This window comes from Cereibacter azotoformans (assembly GCF_021391315.1).
GTDB classification, from domain to species: Bacteria; Pseudomonadota; Alphaproteobacteria; order Rhodobacterales; family Rhodobacteraceae; genus Cereibacter_A; species Cereibacter_A azotoformans.
On record NZ_CP090021.1, the window covers coordinates 2651351 to 2671166 of the forward strand.

The following is a 19816-nucleotide window of genomic DNA, read 5'->3' on the forward strand; positions in this document are numbered from 1 at the left end:
GCCGTTGACGCGACCGGCGCGAGGGGCTAGCAGGCGGCCTTCTTTCTGGAGGGACGAGCATGGGACGGACGCGCAAGGGCCGGGCGATCTCTGGCTGGCTGGTGGTGGACAAGCCCGCGGGCATGACCTCGACCGCGGTCGTGAACAAGGTGCGCTGGGCGCTCGGGGCGCAGAAGGCGGGCCATGCGGGAACGCTCGACCCGGATGCGACGGGGGTTCTGGCCGTCGCGCTGGGGGAAGCCACCAAGACCGTTCCCTACATCACCGATGCGCTGAAATGCTACCGCTTCATGGTGCGGCTGGGCGTGGGCACGCGGACGGACGATGCGAGCGGCGAGGTGATCGCCACCTCGGAGGCGCGGCCGGAAGACCCGGAGATCGAGGCGGCGCTGGCGGCCTTCCGCGGCGAGATCATGCAGGTGCCGCCCCAGTTCTCGGCGGTGAAGGTCGAGGGCGAGCGCGCCTATGATCTCGCGCGCGAGGGCGAGCGGCTGGATCTTGCCGCCCGGCCGCTCTGGGTCGAGAGCCTCGAGCTGATCTCCCGGCCGGATGCGGACCATGTCGAACTGGAGATGGTCTGCGGCAAGGGCGGCTATGTCCGTTCGATCGCCCGCGATCTCGGGCAGGCGCTGGGCTGCCGCGGCCATGTCGAGTGGCTGCGCCGGACCTGGTCGGGGCCGTTCGAGGCCGAGGAGGGGATCTCGGTCGCGACGATCGACGAGCTGGCCAAGAGCGAGGAACTGCTCACGCATGTGATGCCGCTGGCCTGCGGGCTGGCCGATCTGCCGGAGCTGCCCGCCACGGCCGAGGGCGCCGCGCGGCTGAAGTGCGGCAACCCCGGCATGGTGATCGCCTCGGACGTGGAGTTCGGCGAGGAAGCCTGGGCCAGCTTTCAGGGCCAGCCGGTCGCGGTCGGGATCTACAAGGCCGGAGAGCTGCATCCGACGCGGGTGTTCAACCTCTGAGCGGCAGTCTGCGGCCGCACTCCGTCACATCCGAGGCCGCCGCGGATGCGGGCGGCGGGGCAACCGCGTTCCACGCGCGGCGGCCCCTTCGGAACAACCCTCCACCGGCGCGGCGAAAATGGGGAAACACGCCGCGCCGGAACGGGTTAAGCTGCGGCAACCGAGAGTGACAGGAGAAGCATCATGGATGCCCAGAAGATCCGGACGACCGAGGGCCGCGGCAGGCTCTACGACAGCGTGCTCGACACGGTGGGCAACACGCCCGTCATCCGCATCAACAATCTCTCGCCCAAGGGCGTGACGATCTATGTGAAGGCCGAGTTCTTCAACCCCGCCGCTTCGGTGAAGGACCGGCTGGCGCTGAACATCATCGAGGCGGCGGAACGGTCGGGCAAGCTGAAGCCGGGGATGACGGTGGTCGAGGCGACCAGCGGCAACACCGGGATCGGCCTTGCGATGGTCTGCGCGCAGAAGGGCTATCCGCTGGTCATCACCATGTCCGAGGCCTTCTCGGTCGAGCGGCGGCGGCTGATGCGGCTCCTGGGCGCCAAGGTCGTGCTGACGCCACGGGCGGGCAAGGGCTTCGGGATGTATCGCAAGGCGCAGGAGCTGGCCGAGGCGAACGGCTGGTTCCTCGCCAGCCAGTTCGAGACAGACGCCAACGCCGACATCCACGAATCGACCACTGCGCGCGAGATCGTGGCGGATTTCGAGGGTCAGCGGCTCGACTGGTTCGTGACCGGCTACGGCACCGGCGGGACGGTGACGGGTGTGGCGCGCGTCCTGCGCCGCGAGCGCCCCGAGGTGAAGATCGTGCTGAGCGAGCCCGCCAATGCCCAGCTCGTCGGATCGGGCGTGCCGCAGGAGCGGAATGCGGACGGGACGGCGGCCTCGGGCCACCCGGCCTTCGAGCCGCATCCGATTCAGGGCTGGACACCGGACTTCATCCCGAAGGTGCTGCAGGAGGGGCTCGACGCCGCGGCTTATGACGAGCTGATCCCGGTCTCGGGCGAGGACGGGATGAAGTGGGCCAGGGAACTGGCGGCCAGGGAGGGCATCCTCACCGGGGTCTCGGGCGGCTCGACCTTTGCGGTGGCGCTGGAGGTGGCCAGGCGGGCGCCGGAAGGGTCGGTGATCCTCGCGATGCTGCCCGACACGGGCGAGCGCTACATGTCCACCCCGCTTTTCCAGGCCATCGGCGAGGACATGGACGAGGAAGAACAGGCGCTTTCGGCCTCGACCCCGAGCTTCCAACTCTGAGGCGGACCGACCGGGCGGAGGCGCCGCGCGAGGGGGCATCGAACCCCCTCGCGCGGCCCTGCCGGGGACGAACCGATCCGGGGCCTCGGCTACGGAACCGGCGCCCCTGCCCTTGCCGGCGCGGCCGCCCGGGTGGAGGCGGCCGAACCCGCGCCCTTGCCCTTCCCGGCGCGGCCGCCTAGGTGGAGGCGGCCGAACCGGAGGGCAGATGATCACGCGCAGCTTCGTGAAGGGCGATGCGCCCTCGACCGCCGTCTATTCCGACTGCGAACGCTACCGCTATCTGTTGACGCGCATCTGGGACCCGGCGGGGGCGAAGGCGCTGTTCATCATGCTCAACCCCTCCACGGCCACCGAATACCAGAACGACCCGACGGTGGAGCGCTGCGAGCGGCGGGCCCGGGCGCTCGGGTTCGGGGGGTTCCGTGTCTGCAACATCTTTGCCTGGCGGGACACCGACCCGAAGAAGATGCGCGCGGCGCCCGATCCGGTGGGCAATCCCGAGAATGACGAGGCGATCGCCCACTCTGCCCCCTGGGCCGACCGGATCGTCTGCGCCTGGGGCACGCACGGCGCCTTTCTCGACCGGGGGCGGCAGGTCGAGGCGCTGCTCCGGGCGACCGGCCTGCCGCTCCACCATCTCGGGTTGAACCAGGACGGCCAGCCGAGGCACCCGCTCTACATCGGCTATCACCAGCCGCCGATCCTCTGGGAGTGACGCCGCCGCCGCCCGCCACGGATCGCCCGCGCGCCACCCCTCGGCGGAGAAGACGCTTTCCTTTCAGGCGTTTTTCCCGTATAGGCGCGCATCCGCCCCTGGTGGCGGAGCTACAGGGCCCTGCTGGACGACATCCCGGCTTGCGCCGTCACACACAGAACATGGAGTATCCGATGTCGATCACCGTCGAAGAAAAAGCCCGTCTCATCAAGGAATACGCCACCAAGGAAGGCGACACCGGCTCGCCGGAAGTCCAGGTGGCGATCCTCAGCTCGCGCATCGCGACGCTGACCGAGCACTTCAAGTCCCACAAGAAGGACAACCACTCCCGTCGGGGTCTCCTGATGATGGTGGCGCAGCGCCGCAAGCTGCTCGACTACCTCAAGAAGAAGGAAGAAGCCCGCTACACCGCGCTGATCGCGCGTCTGGGCCTCCGCCGCTGACCTTGAAGCGCGCCCTGCGGGGCGCGTTTTCCTATTCCGGATGCGGGGAGGCTTCTCCGCGGATGACGGCCTCCCCGACGGGCTCCGCGGGACAGGCCACGGCATGAGACAGGAGCCACGGGCATGCGGCCCGTACGCAACAGGCCGGGCGGAGGGTCCCCCGGTCAGGACAGGAAACGAGATGTTCAACGTTACAAAGAAATCGATCGAATGGGGCGGCGAGACGCTGACCCTCGAGACCGGCAAGGTCGCCCGTCAGGCGGATGGCTCTGTCATCGCCACGCTGGGCGAGACCTCGGTCATGGCCAACGTGACCTTCGCGAAAGCCGCGAAGCCGGGCCAGGACTTCTTCCCGCTCACGGTTCACTACCAGGAACGCTATTACGCCGCGGGCAAGGTGCCCGGCGGCTTCTTCAAGCGTGAAGCCCGCCCCTCCGAGAAGGAGACGCTGACCTCCCGCCTGATCGACCGCCCGATCCGCCCGCTGTTCGTGGACGGCTTCAAGAACGAAGTGCTGCTGATCGTCACCGTGCTCAGCCATGACCTCGTGAACGAGCCCGACATCGTGGCGATGATCGCCGCCTCGGCGGCGCTGACGATCTCGGGCGTGCCCTTCATGGGTCCGATCGGGGCCGCGCGCGTGGGCTATGCCAACGGCGAATATGTGCTGAACCCCGACGTCGATGACATGCAGAAGCTGCGCGAGAACCCCGAGCAGCGGCTGGATCTGGTGATCGCCGGCACCAAGGACGCCGTGATGATGGTCGAATCGGAGGCTTACGAGCTGTCCGAGGCCGAGATGCTGGGCGCCGTGAAGTTCGGCCACGAGGCGATGCAGCCGGTGATCGACATGATCATCGACTTTGCCGAGGAAGCCGCGAAAGAGCCCTTCGACTTCTCGCCGCCGGACTATGCCGCGCTCTACGCCAAGGTGAAGTCGCTCGGCGAGGCGCAGATGCGCGCCGCCTTCGCGATCCGCGAGAAGCAGGAGCGGGTGAACGCCATCGACGCCGCCCGCGCCGCGATCAAGGCGCAGCTGTCGGACGCGGAACTGGCCGACGAGAACCTCGGCACCGCCTTCAAGAAGCTGGAAAGCTCGATCCTGCGCGGCGACATCATCAACGGTGGCGCCCGCATCGACGGCCGCGACACGAAGACCGTCCGCCCGATCATCTCGGAGACGAGCGTCCTGCCGCGCACCCACGGCTCGGCGCTCTTCACCCGCGGCGAGACTCAGGCGCTGGTCGTGACCACGCTCGGCACCGGCGAGGATGAGCAGATCATCGACGCGCTGCACGGCAACTCACGCTCGAACTTCCTGCTGCACTACAACTTCCCGCCCTACTCGGTCGGCGAAGTGGGCCGCTTCGGACCTCCGGGCCGGCGCGAGATCGGCCACGGCAAGCTGGCGTGGCGCGCGCTGCAGGCGGTGCTGCCGGCCGCGACCGACTTCCCCTACACGATCCGCGTCGTGTCCGAGATCACGGAATCGAACGGCTCGTCCTCGATGGCGTCGGTCTGCGGCGGGTCGCTCTCGATGATGGATGCAGGCGTGCCGCTGAAGGCGCCGGTCGCAGGCGTGGCCATGGGCCTCATCCTCGAGGATGATGGCAAATGGGCGGTGCTGACCGACATCCTCGGCGACGAGGATCACCTCGGCGACATGGACTTCAAGGTGGCGGGCACCGAGAACGGCATCACCTCGCTGCAGATGGACATCAAGGTCGCGGGCATCACGCCGGCGATCATGGAGCAGGCCCTCGCGCAGGCGAAGGACGGCCGGATGCACATCCTCGGCGAGATGTCGAAGGCGCTGTCCTCGGCCAATTCCTTCTCGGCCTATGCGCCGAAGATCGAGACGCTGACGATCCCGACCGACAAGATCCGCGAAGTGATCGGCTCGGGCGGCAAGGTGATCCGCGAGATCGTGGAAACGAGCGGAGCCAAGGTCGACATCAACGACGACGGCGTGATCAAGATCGCCTCGAACGATCAGGCGGCCATCAAGAAGGCCTACGACATGATCTGGTCGATCGTGGCGGAGCCGGAAGAGGGCCAGATCTACACCGGCAAGGTGGTGAAGCTGGTCGATTTCGGAGCCTTCGTGAACTTCTTCGGCAAGCGCGACGGTCTGGTGCATGTCAGCCAGATCGCCAACAAGCGCCTGACGCACCCCAACGAGGTGCTGAAGGAAGGCCAGGAAGTGAAGGTCAAGCTGCTCGGCTTCGACGAGCGCGGCAAGGTCCGCCTCGGCATGAAGATGGTCGATCAGGAGACCGGGCAGGAGATCGCGCCCGAGAAGAAGGAAGAGGCCACCGAGGCCTGATCTTCCGGGCGCCTGCCGCTCAGGCTTTGGCCCCGTCGCATCCGCGGCGGGGCCTTTTGCTGTCCCGCGGACCGCAGATGGTTCAGAGGCCGCCCATCTCGCAGATCACGCGCCATTCCTCGTCGCCGACCGGCTGGACCGAGAGGCGCGAATTGGTGACGAGCACCATGCCGGCCAGCCGCGGCTCGGCCTTGATGGCCTCGAGCGTGACGGGCCTCGGCATCGGCTCCACCGCCCGGACCGTCACGCAGTCCCAGCGCGGATCGTCGGCGGTGGAATCGGGCGCGGACAGGCCGCAGACCTCGACGATGCCCACGACTTCCTTGCCGATGTTGGAATGGTAGAAGAACCCGCGCTCGCCGAGTTTCATGGCCCGCATGTGGTTGCGCGCCTGATAGTTGCGCACGCCGGTCCATTCCTCTCCGGCCTGGCCCCTGGCCTGCTGCTGCTCCCACGACCAGGCGTCGGGCTCGGACTTGAACAGCCAGAAGGCCATCAGCCCACCACCTTCTTCCACTCCGAGATCGTCACGCTCTCGAACAGCCCCGCCCGGGCGTAGGGATCGCCAGCGGCCCAGGCCTCGGCATCGGCCAGCGTCTCCACCTCGAGCACCACGAGAGAGCCGGTCATCTGCCCCTCGGGCGAGAGGAACGGACCGGCCATCTCGACCACGCCGGTTTCGGCGATATAGGCAAGGTGGGCGGCGCGGTTGTCGAGCCGGGTCTGGAGCGCACCGGGCCGGTCGGTGCAGATCAGGGCCACGCGCATGGGCTACTCCTGTTTCAGGGGGCGGGACAAAAGGGTCTGGATGGCTTGCGGCAGCGTCACGCGCCCGTCGATCAGCGCATCCACCATCGCCGTGATCGGCATGTCGATTTCGCGCCGCGCGGCCAGCGCCACGACCGCCGCCGCCGTCGCCCGGCCCTCGACCGTCACGGCGGGATCGAAGCCCGCGCCCGCGCCGAGCGCCTGCCCGTAGCGGAAGTTCCGCGACTGTTCGGAGGTGCAGGTCAGCACCAGATCCCCCAGCCCCGACAGGCCCGCGAGCGTATCGGCGCGCGCCCCGAGCGCCAGCGCCAGCCGCTGCATCTCGGCATAGCCCCGCGTCATCAGGGCGGCCCGCGCGGATTGCCCGAGGCCCGCGCCGATGACGACGCCCGCGGCGATGGCGATCACGTTCTTCAGCGCGCCGCCCAGCTCGGCCCCCACCGTATCCGTCGTGCGGTAAAGCCGGAGCGTCGCCGTCGAAAGCTGGCGTTGCAGCGCCTCGCCCGCGGCCTCGTCCGCGGTGGCAAGGGTCAGGGCGGTCGGCAGTCCGCGGGCGATGTCGGCGGCAAAGCTCGGCCCCGTCAGGATCGCGGCCGTGGCGCGCGGGCAGGCTTCGGCGATCAGCGCGGTCGGGCCGTGGCCGGTGGCAAGATCCACGCCCTTGCAGCAGGCGACCAGCGCCCGGCCCTCGAGTTGGGCCGCATGCTCCCGCAGAAGCCCGCCCAGGGCCTGCATGGGCACCGCAAGCAGCACGGTCGGCTCGGTGACGGTTTCGATGTCCGACGTCAGCCGCACCAGCGGGGGAAGCTCCAGCTCGAGCTTCGCCACGCCGCGCCGCGCCCAGAGTGTTACGGGCTGCTCGCGTCCGAGGGTGACGGCAAGGGCCGTGCCAAAAGCGCCTGCGCCGAGGATGCCGATCATGCCTTTGCCCCCTTCCTGCCCGACCCGATCAGGGCCGGCGCGCTCTGGTCGAGCGGCCAGCGCGGACGGGCCTGCAGATCCATCCCGTCGCGACCGCCCGCCCGAAACCTCTCGATGCCCGCCCAGGCGATCATGGCCGCATTGTCCGTGCAAAGCCGGAGCGGCGGGGCGAGGAAGCGCACGCCCGCCTCCTCGGCCACGCGGGTCAGCGCCGCGCGGATCGGCCCGTTGGCCGCCACCCCGCCGGCCACCGCCAGCGCGGGCACGGGCGCCTGTTCCTCCGCATAGATCGCGAGCGCGCGGCGGGTCTTTTCCGCCAGCACATCCACCACGGCCGCCTGAAAGCCCGCGCAGAGATCGGCCCGATCCTGCCGCGTGATCCCGCCCTTCTCCGCCACGATCCCGTCGCGGGCCCGGAGCAGCGCGGTCTTCAGCCCCGAGAAGGACATGTCGCACCCCGGCCGGTCCAGCATCGGTCGCGGAAAGGCGAAGCGGCGCGGATCGCCCGTGGCCGCCTCGGCCTCGACCGAGGGGCCTCCGGGTTGCGGCAGGCCCAGAAGCTTGGCGGTCTTGTCGAAAGCCTCGCCCGGCGCATCGTCGATGGAACCGCCAAGGCGCGAGAATGCTTCCGCTCCACGAGCGATCAGGAACTGGCAATGACCTCCCGACACGAGAAGCATCAGATAGGGAAAGGCAAGCGCGTCGGTCAGCCGTGGTGTGAGCGCGTGGCCCGCGAGGTGATTCACCCCCACGAGCGGCAGGCCCGTTCCCGCCGCCAGCCCCTTGGCCAGCATCACGCCCGACAGCACGCCCCCGATCAGGCCCGGCCCCGCCGTCACCGCGATCCCGTCGAGATCGCCAAGACCCAGCCCGGCCTCCTGCAGCGCGCGTTCGACGCAGAGGTCGAGCCGCTCGGCATGGGCGCGAGCCGCGATTTCCGGCACCACGCCGCCGAAGGGCGCGTGAAGCGCGGCCTGCCCGTCCACCACCGAGGACAGGATCTCGGCCCGCTCGGCCGCGCGCACCACGGCCGCCGCGGTGTCGTCGCAGCTGCTCTCGATGCCGAGGAAGGTGAGCGGGTGAGACATGGGGCGCCGTTGCCGAAGGTTCTGACCGCAGGTAACACCTTGCTCATGGCCCCACAATCCCGCCCCCTCCTTCCGGCCGTCCTTCTCACCCGCCCCGAGGCGCAGGGCGCGCGCTTTGCCGTGGCGCTGCGCGAGGCGCTCGGGCCGGTGCGGCTGGTGACCTCGCCGCTGATGGTGCCCGAGTTCCTCTCTCCCCCGATTGCGCTGCGGCCCGAGGCGCTGATCTTCACCTCCGAGACCGGCGTGGAAGGCTTTCGCCGCCTCGCCGCGCCCGGATTGGCGGGCGTGGGTCGCGCCTGGTGCGTGGGCAACCGCACCGCGCGGGCCGCGCGGGCCGCGGGGCTGGATGCGCAGTCGGCCGAAGGCGATGCCGAGGCGCTGATCGCCGCCATCGTCGCCGCGGGCGAGAGGGGGCCGCTCCTTCACCTGCGGGGCGCGGAGTCGCGCGGAGAGGTGGCGCCCCGGCTTGCGGCGCAGGGGCTCGTGGTGGTGGAGGCCGTGGTCTATGACCAGCGCCCGCAACCGCTGTTGCCCGAGGCGCTGGCGCTGCTGGCCGGCGGGGCGCCGGTGCTGGCGCCGCTGTTCTCGCCTCGGACGGCCCGGCTGCTGGGGCTCGAACTGGCGCGGGCGGGTGTGGCCCCGCAGCTCTGGGTGGCCGCGATGAGCCCGGCCGTGGCCGAGGCCGCCGGCGCTCTCTTTCCGGCCCGTCTGCGCGTCGCGGCCCGTCCCGATGCCGAGGCGCTTCTCGATGCGGTCAAGGCGCTACTTGACGCAGAGGCAGATGCTTGAGGCAACCCGCCGCAGTCGCTAGGGTGACTGCGGTCACAAAACACCTGAAAAACTGGAAGGCACGGCGATGTCAGAACCGGAGTCCCGCGAACCTGGTGAGAAGAATCGGGACGACGACGCGCCCGATCCCCAGTCCCTTTCCAACCCGGAACCTGTGGAGGCGCGAGAGCCCGCCGAACCCGCACCCGCCGAATCAGGGGCCGAGGGTCTGACCACGGAGGGCGCCACCGCCGAACCCGCCGATCGGGATCGCACGCTGCCCGACGAAGCCGAGATCATCGCCGAGATGCCGCCCGCCCACGACCGCGAAGAGCTGGACGAGCCGGCGCCCGTGCCCCCGCCGCCACCGCGCAAGCCCGAGCCGCAGCGCAGCGGCAGCGGGCCGGCCGGCTTCGTGCTGCTTCTCGTGGGTGGGATTGCAGGCGCGGCGGGCGGTTTCGCCTATTCCCGCCACGCCCAGCCCGACTGGCCGCTTGCCAACTACGGCCAGACCGACCAGTCCGCGGCGCAGCAGCGCGAGATCGAGCAGCTTCGCGCCGAACTCGCCGCGGCGTCGCAGGCGGCCCCGGCCGCCGAACCCGCTCCGGTCGCCGGCCCCTCGCAGGAAGAGCTGACGGCCGCGCAGGATCGCGCCGCAGCGGCCGAGGCCCGTGTGGCCGAACTCGAGGCGCAACTGGCCGAGGCGCCGTCCGAACAGGCTCCGGCTGCGGATACCGGATCGCTCGAGGCCGAGATCGAGGCGCTTCGCCAACAGATCGCCGAAGCTTCGGGCTCGGCGGTCAGCGACGCGCAGGCCGAGGCGCAGGCCCGGATCGCCGAGGCCGAGCGGGCCGCGGCCGACCTCAAGGCCGAGGCCGAGTCGCAGGCGCGGGCCGCCACCACCGCCGCGGCCCTCGCACAGGTCGAGGCCGCCATTGACGCGGGCTCGCCCTTCGCCGAGCCGCTGCAGCAGCTTTCCGAGCGGGGCGTCGAGCCGCCCGCGGCTCTCGGCACCCACGCCGAAGGGGGCGTTGCAACCCTCGACACGCTCGAGGACGAGTTCCCGGCCGCCGCCCGCGAGGCGCTGGCCGTTTCCCGCCGCGCGACGATGGGCAACAGCTGGACCTCGCGGGCGCAGGCCTTCCTGCTCTCGGAGGCGGGCGTGCGTTCGCTGGCGCCGCGGGCCGGCGACGATCCCGACGCCGTGCTGTCGCGCGCAGAGGCCGCCGTCCGCACGGGAGATCTGCGGAAGGCGCTGGAAGAGATCGCGGCGCTGCCGCCCGAGGGTCAGGAGGCCATGGCCGGCTGGACCGAGGCGGCGCGCACACGCATTGAGGCAATCGACGCCGTCGCGGCCCTCGCCGCAGCCGCGGAAGGGAAGTGAGGCCGGTTCCATGCTTTGGTCCTTGATCAAGATCCTGATTTTCGTGGCCCTCGTGGTGGGGCTCACGTTCGGCGCCTCGATGCTGATGGAGAGCGGCGGCGCCTTGCGTCTGGCCGTCGGCAACCTCGAGCTGAACCTCGGGCCGTTGCAGGCCGTGATCGCGGCGCTGCTGCTGATCTTCACGGTCTGGCTGTTCCTGAAGATCATGGGGTTCCTCTTCGCGGTGCTGCGCTTCCTGAACGGCGACGAGACCGCCGTCTCGCGCTACTTCGACCGCTCGCGCGAGCAAAAGGGGCTGCGGGCCTTGTCCGAGGGCATGATGGCGCTGGCCGCGGGCGAACCGCGCATGGCGATGTCGCGGGCGTCGAAGGCGCGGAAATACCTCGGGCAGAACGCGATGACGACGCTGCTGAACGCGCAGGCGGCCCAGCAGGCGGGCGATTCGCGCCGCGCGCAGGAATCCTACAAGCTGCTTCTGCAGGATGAGCGGACGAAGTTCGTCGGCATCCGGGGCCTTCTCAAGCAGAAGCTGGACGAGGGCGACACCGAAACCGCGCTGGCGCTGGCCCAGAAGGCCTTCGAGATCAACCCCAAGCATTCGGAAACGCAGGACATCCTGCTGAAGCTGCAGGCCGACCGCCACGACTGGTCGGGCGCGCGCAGCACCCTCACCGCCAAGATGAAATCGGGCGCCCTGCCCAAGGCCGTTTACAAGCGGCGCGACGCGGTGCTGGCGCTGCAGACAGCCAAGGACGTGTTCGACGAGAATGCCTCGATCGAGGCGCGCGAGGCGGCGATCCTGGCCAACAAGCAGTCGCCGGACCTGATCCCGGCCGCCGCCATGGCGGCGCGCAGCTACCTGGCACAGGGCAACAAGAAATACGCGACGCGGGTGCTGAAGAAGGCGTGGGAGGCCGAGCCCCACCCCGATCTGGCCGCGGCCTTCGCCGAGATCGAGCCGAACGAGACCCCGGTCGAGCGGCTCAAGCGGTTCCGCACGCTCACGTCGATCAATCCCGATCATGAAGAGTCGAGGCTGCTGACCGCGGAGTTGTCGCTGGCCGCCGAGGATTTCCCGGCCGCGCGGCGCGCGCTCGGCGACATCGTCTCTCGCCATCCGACGCAGCGGTCGCTGACCATCATGGCGGCGGTCGAACGCGGCGAAGGCGGCGACGAGGCTGTGGTGCGCGGCTGGCTGGCGCGCGCGTTGTCGGCGCCTCGGGGTCCGCAGTGGTGCTGCGACAACTGCCAGACAGTCCACGCCAACTGGGCGCCGATCTGCGACAACTGCGGCGGTTTCGACACGCTCAGCTGGCGCGAACCCACCCGGAAATCCACGCCGAGCGCGACCGGAACCGAGCTTCTGCCGCTGATCGTGGGCGCGCCCGCGGCGGCGCAGGCCGCGGCCGTGGATGATGACGTGATCGACGAAAAAGCGGTTGAGCCCGCCTCAAAATAGGGCTACCCACCGCCGCGGGACTTTGCTAGAAGCCCGCAACATCGCCGGATCGGGCGCAGGCGGACCAGCCGCTGTGCGCCGGATCCCCGGTAAGACCGCAACATCAGCGGCTTGGACCGGAGAAGCGACGGACAGGTCCGCCCTGCGGACCTTCCAGAGAAGTGCCGGTGTAGCTCAGCTGGTAGAGCACGTCATTCGTAATGATGGGGTCGGGGGTTCGAGTCCCTTCACCGGCACCACTTCTCCTTTATCTTCCCCAAATATCTAAGGAACTCGCAGGGTTACCTTCTCGCTCGGGACACAGGCCGGGACACGGAAGGGACACAGACGGTGGCTGTAGCGATGACCTTGGAGCATCTCCAGAAGGCCCGCTCGGGCAAGTGGCAGTATCGCAGGCGCATCCCCAAGGAGGCGCAGGAGCGAGCCGGGATGAAGACCTTCAAGCGGGTCTTGGAGGCCACCAGCGGTGCAGCCCTGCGGCGGGAGTATGGGCAGCTTGAGACCGAGTTCGAGCGGCTGGTAAGCATCGTGGCTCCCGCCCCTGCCCCATGGCGGCCTGCGGCAACGGCGACACCTCGCGAGGAATGGCAGGCAGCGAAGACCGAGGCCGAGGCTCTGGTCTCTCAAGGTGGCACGGGTCTTGATGAGGACGAACTTCGCGACCACCTTGCGGAGGAGATGCACCGGCAGGGCCGAACGGCTGTCGTCCAGGCCCTCAAGGAACCTCCTGCGGTTCCCAAGCACACCCTTGAGGATGCCCGAAAGCTGTATCTGAAGGAGAAGCTGGCGGGCGGCGTGGGAGACGATAACCGTGCTGCGGCGATACGGCTGGAGCGCATCTTCGCCCGTGTCCGAAAGGCCCTCGGGGAGCGGGTCAGGACATGCCCGCTGGAAGACCTGAAGCGGGAGGACGCGCGCGCGGTCCGAGACCACATGCTCTCAAGCGAAAGAAGCGGCGGCGGAACCCTGTCTCCCGCCTCCGTGCGGCGCGAATTGAACGTGCTGGTCGCGGTGGCCAACTTCGGCCTCACCGAGTTCGACCTTCGGGGCAAGGCGGTGAACCCGTTCGAGAAGCTGAAGATCGCAGGAAGCGAAGTCGGGGTTGCCGACCTTGATGAGGACAAGCGCGACCCCCCAAGTTCGACAGCAAAACCGCTAAGCAATTGATGTCATTATGGCGGAATGAGCCATTATGTGACTACACGGCGTTCGTCAGAGGGGTTTTGGCAGGTTCAGGGTGTCGAAGAGTTCCATCTGTTGAGGCGTTGTCACAGAGAGCCCATTGACCGTGCGCTCACCGATTTTCGCGCGGTGGCGCTGGATGCGAGCGAGGAGATCGAGCGCGGTGCGGGGGCTGGCCGTGTGGCCCTTGGCCTTCAGGCGCATGCGCATGACGCGATAGAGCACGAGCGCCAGGAAGCAGATCAGCGCGTGGGCGCGGATGCGATCGGGCAGGCGGTGGTGGACCGGGGCGATCTCGATGTCGGACTTCAGCACCCGGAAGCCGCGCTCGATGTCGGCCAGCGCCTTGTAGCGCGCGACGGCCTCGGCCGGCGTCAGGTCGGGAGCATTCGTCAGCAGCGCGAGCTTGCCGTCGAAGAGCTCGGCCTCGTGGATGGCGGTCTCGTCCAGCGACCAGCTGAAGCGGTCGGCGGTGAAGTCGGCCCTGAGGAAGCGGGTGAGTTCGGCCTCGGCGACCGCGCGGGTGAAGCGGCTGTAGGCACCACGGTCGGAGGCCCGCCGGCCCCGGTCGCTTTGCCCCGCGTCTTGTGCATTCAGCTTGCCGACCATGCGCTCGGCCATGACCTCAAGTTCGGCGATGCGGGCTCGGCGCTTCTCGGACTGCTCGGCCGCGCGCAGCGGATCGTGGGCCACGATCAGCCGGTGACCCGCGAAGCGAGCCTCGGAGAGGCCCGTCTTGTCGAAGGCAAGGCCGCGGAAAGTCTCGACGAGCTCGCCGTAGCGGCGGGCGGGGACGGCCAGGATGAACTCGAGCTTCCGCCCTCCTTGATCGGCGAGCGTGGTCAGCGTGTCGATGTTGTCGAGGCTCAGGAGCCCACGGTCGGCGACCAGCACGACCCGCTCGACCGGGAAACGCTGCAGGACGGTGGTCAGCATGGCCTGCAGCGTCTTGGTCTCCGCGACGTTGCCGGGGTGGACGGTGTGCATGAGCGGAAGGCCTTCCGCCGTCTGCACGACGCCCAGCACGAACTGGCGGGCAATGCCGCCCTTCTCCTTGTTCATGCCGTACGCGCGGAGATCATCCTCTATCTCCGCCTCGCCGTGGATGCGCACGGTGGTCAGGTCGTAGAACACCACCGCCAGATCCCGGTCGACCAGCGGCCGGATCTGTTTCGCCAACTCGATCTCGACCCGCTCCGCATGGTCCATCAGCGCGTCCATCGCGCGCAGCAGATGCTGATGCGTCACCGTTTCGGGCATGGCCGGCATCGCCACCGTCTCCAGCCAGCGCAGGCAGCCGAGCTTCGAGTCCGGTTCGCACAACCGATTGAAAACCATGGCCCTGACGAGCGCCTCCACATCAAGCTGCCGCTTGCCCGACCGCAGTGCCCGCGCCAGCGCGCGGTCGAAGCCGAGGTCCTTCCACAGCTCGTGGAGGGCGAAGACGTCGCCGAAGGCGCGGCCGGGCTCCTGCTCGATCCTGAGGGCCTCCGGCGCATCGCGCCCCGTGACCTTGCACAGCCCCCGGATCAGGGAGTCGAGATGGCCGTCCGGTCTGTCGTCGATGCGCCCGAGGTTCGCGATCACGCGGCTGCGCGGCTTGCCGGCGTCGTTACGGTAGGACTCCATGATCTGGAGGTAGCGCCGGCCGCCATTTTCGGTGATGCGAATGAACATCCCTACGAAATCGCAGCATTGCGCCTTCTAAGCAAGAACTTTTAGCTGCGCTCCATGTAACTACATGAAACCTCGGCGTGCTGACGGCCAACCCATTGAAACGACTCGAACAGCCCGCCGGAATCGCGCCAGTCCCGGGTGGATTTTGTCGAACTTGGGCGACCCGCTTCCCGCTGAAGTCATCACGGCGATAGCAATCCGCTTAGCTGCCCCAGCGACCCGAAGCGATTCGGTGCTGACGGAAATTCGGTTGATCTGGCGCTTGCTGGTCGGCACGGGCTGTCGCCTGTCCGAAGTTGTGGGCCTCCGGGTTCAGGACGTGAAGCTGTCAGGGGTCATCCCGCACATCCGTGTAACGTGGCATGAAGACCGGAGGCTAAAAACCAAGGCTTCTATCCGTTCGGTCCCCCTCCTCGGCGATGCTATGGAGGCCGCTCGGGAAGCTCTCAGGTTGCCCCGTGAACGGAACATGGTCTTCGAGCGTTACGCCCGCCCTCGGGGCGCTGACTCGGCCTCCGCTGCCCTGATGAAGCATGTGAGGAAGGAGACGACGAACCCGCGCCATGTCGTCCATTCCCTTCGGCACAACATGAAGGACAGCCTCCGCTTGGCCGGGGTCGAGAAGACGGTTCAGGACTTGGTGCTTGGTCATGCTTCCTCCTCCATCGGAGAGATCTATGGCGGCGAGGCGGCGAGGCTGGAGGTGGCCCATCGCGCGCTCCTGAAGGTGGCCGCCCGATAGAGTTGTCCTCCTTGGCATAGTCGTTCGGACAGGACAAACACTGGAGTGATGGCGGTCACCCTAATGCGAATAAAGTTGTCTTTGCGAACGCCACCTATCTGCTTCAGTTCTGGCTCTCGGACGCCTCGCTGTGGCTTCACGCGGATTTTGCAAGCCGCTTCTAGCTTGGCGCGGTACACCGCCACGCAGGGTAGTTTTCAGGGCTGGGAATTGCCTTTATGTTATCTCTTTCTAAGAACTCGGGCAGCGAGACGAGGCACCTCAAAAGCGCGACTTTCCAGTCATTTCCTGTGCTACTCTCCCGCTCCGCCTGCTTGAGTTGTTCAGACACGTCGAACTTTAGTGCATTGACTCCGCGCTTATCCAATAGGTCAAGAAACTGCTGCCTCATGACGGATAGGTAACTAGAGCTGTATGCAGCATAAAGCTCGCCAATCTTCAAATCATCAAAATGCCTCTCAAGTCGATTCGCCATAGCCTCCCCAACATCCTCTGCACTAATGACGAATCTCACTTTAACTTCCGGCGCAAAGACGATTTTGCAGTTGAGCCAAATACCTTCAACGAGGTCGAAATAGGGATGAATGTATTGATCGCATCCTCGCTTGGCGAATTTCGCGCCTTTGTTCTTATTGCAGCGAGAGCAGATGGGTACCAAATTGACCGATGTGAGGGCAAACTCGTGGAATTTGCTCTTCGGCAGGAAATGATCAACCTGATCGACATAGCCAACTCCGCAGTAGGGGCATAGACCATAGGGCGCAGAGGCCCTGATCAAGTCATAGTGGGATCTTGCCGCTCCTCCGGCCGAAGAAAGCTCTTCCGAGTAGATTGCCTTGAAGTTGTCTCGTGTAGAGAGACCAACTTCGCTGTGCGGCGCAACTTTATACAGCGAATTAAGCTCGCAAGAATCTTGTAGTGCTCCGCCTCCTTCTCAAACCGCGCGATTTCCTTTCTAACAAAGCGCTTGAAGTCGGTATCGGCGTTCGAAGTGGCGGAGCAGATTATGTCGCGTGTTGTTGCGGCAATTCTTGGCACGCGAATCATTTCTTCACCCCGTTCGCGTTGAAAGCCAAATTGATTGTAAGCGCCCGCGCTTCACTTCCCATCGAAGGTATCATCTCGAAGATGTCGGAGTGGTCCTTCCCGTCATTTATCATATCGACAATGGTCTTGTGAAAGCCAGATTTGTGAAGTTCGAGCCGGAAGACCTCCCGCGTCAATGTGCTCAAGTTTTCCCCAAAGGTTTCAATTCTAGGCCTGCTGATGGTCACTTGATCTCCAAAGCGATTCAGCACCCAGACACAACCTGCCGGAATTTCCTGAAGAGCTACTGGAGAATGGGTCGCGAGGATAACGAGGCCGTTTCTATCGCTTACGATTTCCGAGATGGCGTTGAGGAGAGCAGACAGAAGAGGCGGATGCAGGTGAGTCTCGGGCTCGTCGACGAGAACCAAACAGCGCTCTCCAACATGGACTATCAGCTTTGTGATAATTAGCAGTGATATTGCATGTCCGGAACTGCACCCCTGGAACAATTCAGCAGGCACTGAGCGTGCGTCACGGTCCGGAGCGACAAGACTTTCGAGATCCATATGCTCGAAAACAGGATCAACTTTCAGTGCTTCAATGGCCTTAAGCCACCGCGTCCTTCGATATCCCGAAGCACAAAGATTTACCGCGGCGCTAAAATCGTTCGCGATCTTTTCGCGCAAATCGACGTTTGCGGTAGGGCGCTCAGCGCCACTTTCTTCTCCGCCATCAATCACTGAGTAGTCTTCACTGTTCCCAGACGAATCAATTCCAACATACTCCACGCGGTTACCCATTCTTGCATCACGTATCTTGCGACCCAATTCAGCCTCATCGAAAATACTATATGACACAAAAACTAGCTGGTTCAGCGTTGAGGCTGGACTGTTGTCGGCGGACGAGATCGTGATGCTGCCTAGCGCGCGACTATCTTGGAGAGCGATATATGCGATGTCCCGCAGTAATGAACTCTTACCGGCACCGTTGCTGCCGATGATGGCGTGGACATTGGTACTTGGAGTGGAGTTCGGAGTAACAGAAAACGTTAGATTTTCGCCGTTGAAAAACGCTCGCAGAGGCACGTAGGTCAATTCGAAGGGGATCTTAGTGCGATCACCTTGCGCCAGCCTCCTAAGTTTTTGATATTCGGCATCATCCTTGCCGCGCATGATGGAGTAGCGGACCACATCTTCTTCCTTCCACTTTTCATCAAGTGCGCCAAGAAAAGCAAGGTCATTCAAGCCTTTAAGCACCTCGCGCGCGAAGCGCGCTCCGTGTGAGTGCAAGGTTTCGTAATAATCCTCATCAACTCCGAGAGAAATCCAGTCGTCGGGTAGTTGAGTAAAAGGCTGATCGCCGAGGGAGGTGATGCCTTGACCTTCCCGCTTATTTTTCTGCCCGCGGTAGCCAATCCTTACTTTGCCAATATTTTGGAAGGTGCCTTCAATGTTGGCTCGAAGGCGGTAGAGGGTCTGGTAACGTCCGTTGTCATCCCAACCGTCTTTCTCTAGAGCGACCTCAACTTCCGCACCTACCGACGCGCCCCGACCTATTTCGATAAACTTCAAGATTCCCCCCCCCAAACGAGGTTTTACTGGCTTAGATGATAGATGGAACCCAAGCGCCAACTTTCCGCCAATGCTGTCGCAGTAGACATGTTCTTGCCAAGCCTACACTTGATAAAGGTTCGGCCCAAGTCCCTCGTGGTTTCTCAGCAATGATGATCGGAGTTCCGATCACGGCGCAGTCTCTCGACATGCATTTGCTTGCAATATTTTCTCGCTGAGCGAGAAAATTGGTTATTCATGTACTGACGGGCTTGACGCTTTGTCTTCCTCCTGAGAAGTGATACTCCGGTAGAACCCTAGGAACTCCGCCCTGAGCCGCCGCCATCTTTCCGGCCAAGGCACGGATTCAGCCACCTCTTTAGCGGCATTAATCTTGCGCCCAAATTCCGTCAAGTCCGTATGCGCCTTCAAGGAGCTTGATGTCTTCCTTGGTCGAAAGAGCACAAGCGGCATCCATTTCGATGTCTGTCCGAGATCAATAACCTCTGCTCTCTTCGCATGGCATGTTTCTCTCCGATGCGTGCGGCCGAGAAGAGCAGGAAGTTACAGTCCGATAAGCGCCTCGGTCTGTTCGATCAGGAGCTTCCATAAGTGCCAATTCTCGACCGGCTTCTTGTCGCTCTTGAGCCAGCCCTTGTCGGTCCAGCCGGGGAGTCACTGCTTATAGTTGGTCACGAGGTACTGCGCCCTGCTGCGGAACATTACCGCCTCAGCGCGCGGAGCATGGACGGCGCACTAGGCAACACGTTCGGCCTTGATCTGGGCGAGACGCGCGAGGCCCTTCGGCGTCACGAGGGGCGTGGTGTGGATGCGACCCGCCGTGTCGGTGTGCGTCCGGGTGGTCATGTAACCGGCGCGGATGGCCGCAGCGGTTGCTTGCCGGTTCCCCTTCTTGGTGGTCAGCCAGCGGTGCCCCTCAAGGAAACCGAACAGGTTCACCCTCTTGGCCTTCAGCGCCTTGGCGGCCTCCGTCACGGTTAGCGACCCCGACGCTTGCTCTATGACCCCGAAGGCCTCTGCCTTTGGCTTCAATGCCGCGATCCTGGCTTCGGCTTCCTCCAACTTCCGCTCTTGTGCCTTGATGAGGAGGTCTTTCAGCCGGTCCAGATAGTCGGGGGCGTTTGAGTCTAGGGACTCCTCCCCGCGGACGTAGGAGCCGGTCTTTCGTATGGCAGGAAGGACGGTGCCGACAACCCATTCCTCAAAGCGTTCAGCACTGGGAAGTTTCGAGCGCATGATGAGGCGGTATAGGTCGCGCTCCGGGATGATGGTCATCTCCTGAAGCCCGCCTTAGGTGAGGGTATCGCGTTTCGCTATCCCCTTGCAGTGACGAGCTACGGCATCGGCGGCGTTGGTATAGCCCAGCACGTCGCAAATGTCCTTGGCGACGAACCAAGGTTCCCCGTCGAGGGTCAGCGTTCGGACCCCGCGAGAGGCCCCGGAGTCAGGCTGAAACTGGAAGATGGTGGCGATGTTGGTCGTGATAGTCATGGTGGCTCCTTTCGGGGAAGCATG

At 65.7% G+C, this 19816-nt stretch carries 18 protein-coding genes, 1 tRNA gene and 1 pseudogene; 11 read left to right on the plus strand and 9 right to left on the minus strand.

Features of this window, described 5'->3' with window-relative positions:
- The first annotated feature begins 59 nt into the window (after positions 1–59).
- The 5 genes from truB to pnp all read left to right on the plus strand — a co-directional run bounded on the left by truB (position 60) and on the right by pnp (position 5712).
- Positions 60–965 (plus strand): tRNA pseudouridine(55) synthase TruB, encoded by a 906-nt coding sequence (gene truB, locus LV780_RS13280; protein WP_108221303.1) that lies wholly within the window; start codon positions 60–62, stop codon positions 963–965.
- A gap of 183 nt (positions 966–1148) precedes the next feature.
- On the plus strand, positions 1149–2225 hold the full coding sequence (gene cysK / locus LV780_RS13285; protein ID WP_101342178.1) for a cysteine synthase A: 1077 nt from the start codon (positions 1149–1151) through the stop codon (positions 2223–2225).
- Between the two features lie 208 nt (positions 2226–2433).
- Positions 2434–2943, plus strand: a complete 510-nt coding sequence (locus LV780_RS13290) for a DUF1643 domain-containing protein (RefSeq protein ID WP_011909865.1) — start codon at positions 2434–2436, stop codon at positions 2941–2943.
- 173 nt (positions 2944–3116) lie between these two features.
- The gene (rpsO, locus tag LV780_RS13295; protein ID WP_011909864.1) at positions 3117–3386 is read left to right on the plus strand and encodes a 30S ribosomal protein S15; all 270 of its coding nucleotides are present in this window, start codon (positions 3117–3119) and stop codon (positions 3384–3386) included.
- A gap of 181 nt (positions 3387–3567) precedes the next feature.
- Positions 3568–5712: a polyribonucleotide nucleotidyltransferase gene (gene pnp / locus LV780_RS13300; RefSeq protein WP_044248416.1), complete on the plus strand. Its 2145-nt coding sequence runs from the start codon at positions 3568–3570 to the stop codon at positions 5710–5712.
- 82 nt (positions 5713–5794) lie between these two features.
- On the opposite strand, the gene LV780_RS13305 is transcribed toward pnp, so the two are convergent.
- Genes LV780_RS13305 through tsaD form a run of 4 tightly spaced genes read right to left on the minus strand, consistent with a single transcriptional unit; the run spans position 5795 to position 8489 of the window.
- Positions 5795–6208, minus strand: a complete 414-nt coding sequence (locus tag LV780_RS13305; protein ID WP_108221302.1) for an EVE domain-containing protein — start codon at positions 6206–6208, stop codon at positions 5795–5797.
- Entirely contained in the window at positions 6208–6480 is a 273-nt protein-coding gene (locus LV780_RS13310; protein ID WP_011909861.1) for a YciI family protein, read from the minus strand. The genes LV780_RS13305 and LV780_RS13310 overlap by 1 nt, the downstream gene beginning before the upstream one ends.
- 3 nt (positions 6481–6483) lie before the next feature.
- Complete coding sequence (locus tag LV780_RS13315) at positions 6484–7401, minus strand: NAD(P)H-dependent glycerol-3-phosphate dehydrogenase (protein ID WP_108221301.1); 918 nt, start codon at positions 7399–7401, stop codon at positions 6484–6486.
- Entirely contained in the window at positions 7398–8489 is a 1092-nt protein-coding gene (tsaD, locus tag LV780_RS13320; RefSeq protein WP_108221300.1) for a tRNA (adenosine(37)-N6)-threonylcarbamoyltransferase complex transferase subunit TsaD, read from the minus strand. The genes LV780_RS13315 and tsaD overlap by 4 nt, the downstream gene beginning before the upstream one ends.
- Before the next feature lie 45 nt (positions 8490–8534).
- Here tsaD and LV780_RS13325 point away from each other — a divergent pair, with 45 nt between their 5' ends.
- The 5 genes from LV780_RS13325 to LV780_RS13345 all read left to right on the plus strand — a co-directional run bounded on the left by LV780_RS13325 (position 8535) and on the right by LV780_RS13345 (position 13267).
- Complete coding sequence (locus LV780_RS13325) at positions 8535–9278, plus strand: uroporphyrinogen-III synthase (RefSeq protein ID WP_108221299.1); 744 nt, start codon at positions 8535–8537, stop codon at positions 9276–9278.
- Positions 9279–9345: 67 nt separating this feature from the next.
- A complete protein-coding gene (locus LV780_RS13330) occupies positions 9346–10641 on the plus strand; it encodes a COG4223 family protein (protein ID WP_108221298.1) in 1296 nt (431 codons plus the stop codon).
- 10 nt (positions 10642–10651) lie between these two features.
- On the plus strand, positions 10652–12100 hold the full coding sequence (locus LV780_RS13335; RefSeq protein WP_011909856.1) for a heme biosynthesis protein HemY: 1449 nt from the start codon (positions 10652–10654) through the stop codon (positions 12098–12100).
- 163 nt (positions 12101–12263) lie between these two features.
- Positions 12264–12339: transfer RNA gene (locus tag LV780_RS13340), tRNA-Thr, on the plus strand.
- A gap of 91 nt (positions 12340–12430) precedes the next feature.
- Positions 12431–13267, plus strand: a complete 837-nt coding sequence (locus LV780_RS13345) for a hypothetical protein (RefSeq protein WP_147326424.1) — start codon at positions 12431–12433, stop codon at positions 13265–13267.
- Positions 13268–13312: 45 nt separating this feature from the next.
- Here LV780_RS13345 and LV780_RS13350 read toward each other — a convergent pair whose 3' ends face one another.
- Positions 13313–14959: an IS1634 family transposase gene (locus LV780_RS13350; RefSeq protein ID WP_117344998.1), complete on the minus strand. Its 1647-nt coding sequence runs from the start codon at positions 14957–14959 to the stop codon at positions 13313–13315.
- 64 nt (positions 14960–15023) lie between these two features.
- Between LV780_RS13350 and LV780_RS13355 the strand changes: the two genes are divergently transcribed.
- Complete coding sequence (locus LV780_RS13355; protein WP_108221927.1) at positions 15024–15701, plus strand: tyrosine-type recombinase/integrase; 678 nt, start codon at positions 15024–15026, stop codon at positions 15699–15701.
- A gap of 160 nt (positions 15702–15861) precedes the next feature.
- Here the strand turns inward: LV780_RS13355 and LV780_RS13360 are convergent, their stop codons facing one another.
- The 4 genes and pseudogenes from LV780_RS13360 to LV780_RS13375 form a co-directional block, all read right to left on the minus strand.
- A complete protein-coding gene (locus LV780_RS13360; protein WP_181969629.1) occupies positions 15862–16479 on the minus strand; it encodes an HNH endonuclease in 618 nt (205 codons plus the stop codon).
- 265 nt (positions 16480–16744) lie between these two features.
- Positions 16745–18301: an AAA family ATPase gene (locus LV780_RS13365; RefSeq protein ID WP_146172317.1), complete on the minus strand. Its 1557-nt coding sequence runs from the start codon at positions 18299–18301 to the stop codon at positions 16745–16747.
- Between the two features lie 735 nt (positions 18302–19036).
- Positions 19037–19537, minus strand: coding sequence for a phage antirepressor KilAC domain-containing protein (locus LV780_RS13370; RefSeq protein ID WP_233863966.1), 501 nt, complete (start codon positions 19535–19537; stop codon positions 19037–19039).
- Positions 19535–19792 (minus strand): annotated as a pseudogene (locus LV780_RS13375) (BRO-N domain-containing protein); the annotation flags it as partial. The pseudogene LV780_RS13375 and the gene LV780_RS13370, both read right to left, overlap by 3 nt.
- Positions 19793–19816 lie beyond the last annotated feature (24 nt).

What these genes read in the sequence shown, in the direction of transcription:
- LV780_RS13335 (WP_011909856.1), top strand. Translation starts at nt 10,652, where the DNA reads ATGCTTTGGTCCTTGATCAAGATCCTGATTTTCGTGGCCCTCGTGGTG.
- LV780_RS13310 (WP_011909861.1), bottom strand. Translation starts at nt 6,480, where the DNA reads ATGCGCGTGGCCCTGATCTGCACCGACCGGCCCGGTGCGCTCCAGACC.
- LV780_RS13370 (WP_233863966.1), bottom strand. Translation starts at nt 19,537, where the DNA reads ATGCGCTCGAAACTTCCCAGTGCTGAACGCTTTGAGGAATGGGTTGTC.
- LV780_RS13325 (WP_108221299.1), top strand. Translation starts at nt 8,535, where the DNA reads ATGGCCCCACAATCCCGCCCCCTCCTTCCGGCCGTCCTTCTCACCCGC.
- rpsO (WP_011909864.1), top strand. Translation starts at nt 3,117, where the DNA reads ATGTCGATCACCGTCGAAGAAAAAGCCCGTCTCATCAAGGAATACGCC.
- cysK (WP_101342178.1), top strand. Translation starts at nt 1,149, where the DNA reads ATGGATGCCCAGAAGATCCGGACGACCGAGGGCCGCGGCAGGCTCTAC.
- LV780_RS13350 (WP_117344998.1), bottom strand. Translation starts at nt 14,959, where the DNA reads ATGTTCATTCGCATCACCGAAAATGGCGGCCGGCGCTACCTCCAGATC.
- LV780_RS13315 (WP_108221301.1), bottom strand. Translation starts at nt 7,401, where the DNA reads ATGATCGGCATCCTCGGCGCAGGCGCTTTTGGCACGGCCCTTGCCGTC.
- pnp (WP_044248416.1), top strand. Translation starts at nt 3,568, where the DNA reads ATGTTCAACGTTACAAAGAAATCGATCGAATGGGGCGGCGAGACGCTG.
- LV780_RS13290 (WP_011909865.1), top strand. Translation starts at nt 2,434, where the DNA reads ATGATCACGCGCAGCTTCGTGAAGGGCGATGCGCCCTCGACCGCCGTC.
- truB (WP_108221303.1), top strand. Translation starts at nt 60, where the DNA reads ATGGGACGGACGCGCAAGGGCCGGGCGATCTCTGGCTGGCTGGTGGTG.
- LV780_RS13330 (WP_108221298.1), top strand. Translation starts at nt 9,346, where the DNA reads ATGTCAGAACCGGAGTCCCGCGAACCTGGTGAGAAGAATCGGGACGAC.
- LV780_RS13355 (WP_108221927.1), top strand. Translation starts at nt 15,024, where the DNA reads ATGAAACCTCGGCGTGCTGACGGCCAACCCATTGAAACGACTCGAACA.
- tsaD (WP_108221300.1), bottom strand. Translation starts at nt 8,489, where the DNA reads ATGTCTCACCCGCTCACCTTCCTCGGCATCGAGAGCAGCTGCGACGAC.
- LV780_RS13305 (WP_108221302.1), bottom strand. Translation starts at nt 6,208, where the DNA reads ATGGCCTTCTGGCTGTTCAAGTCCGAGCCCGACGCCTGGTCGTGGGAG.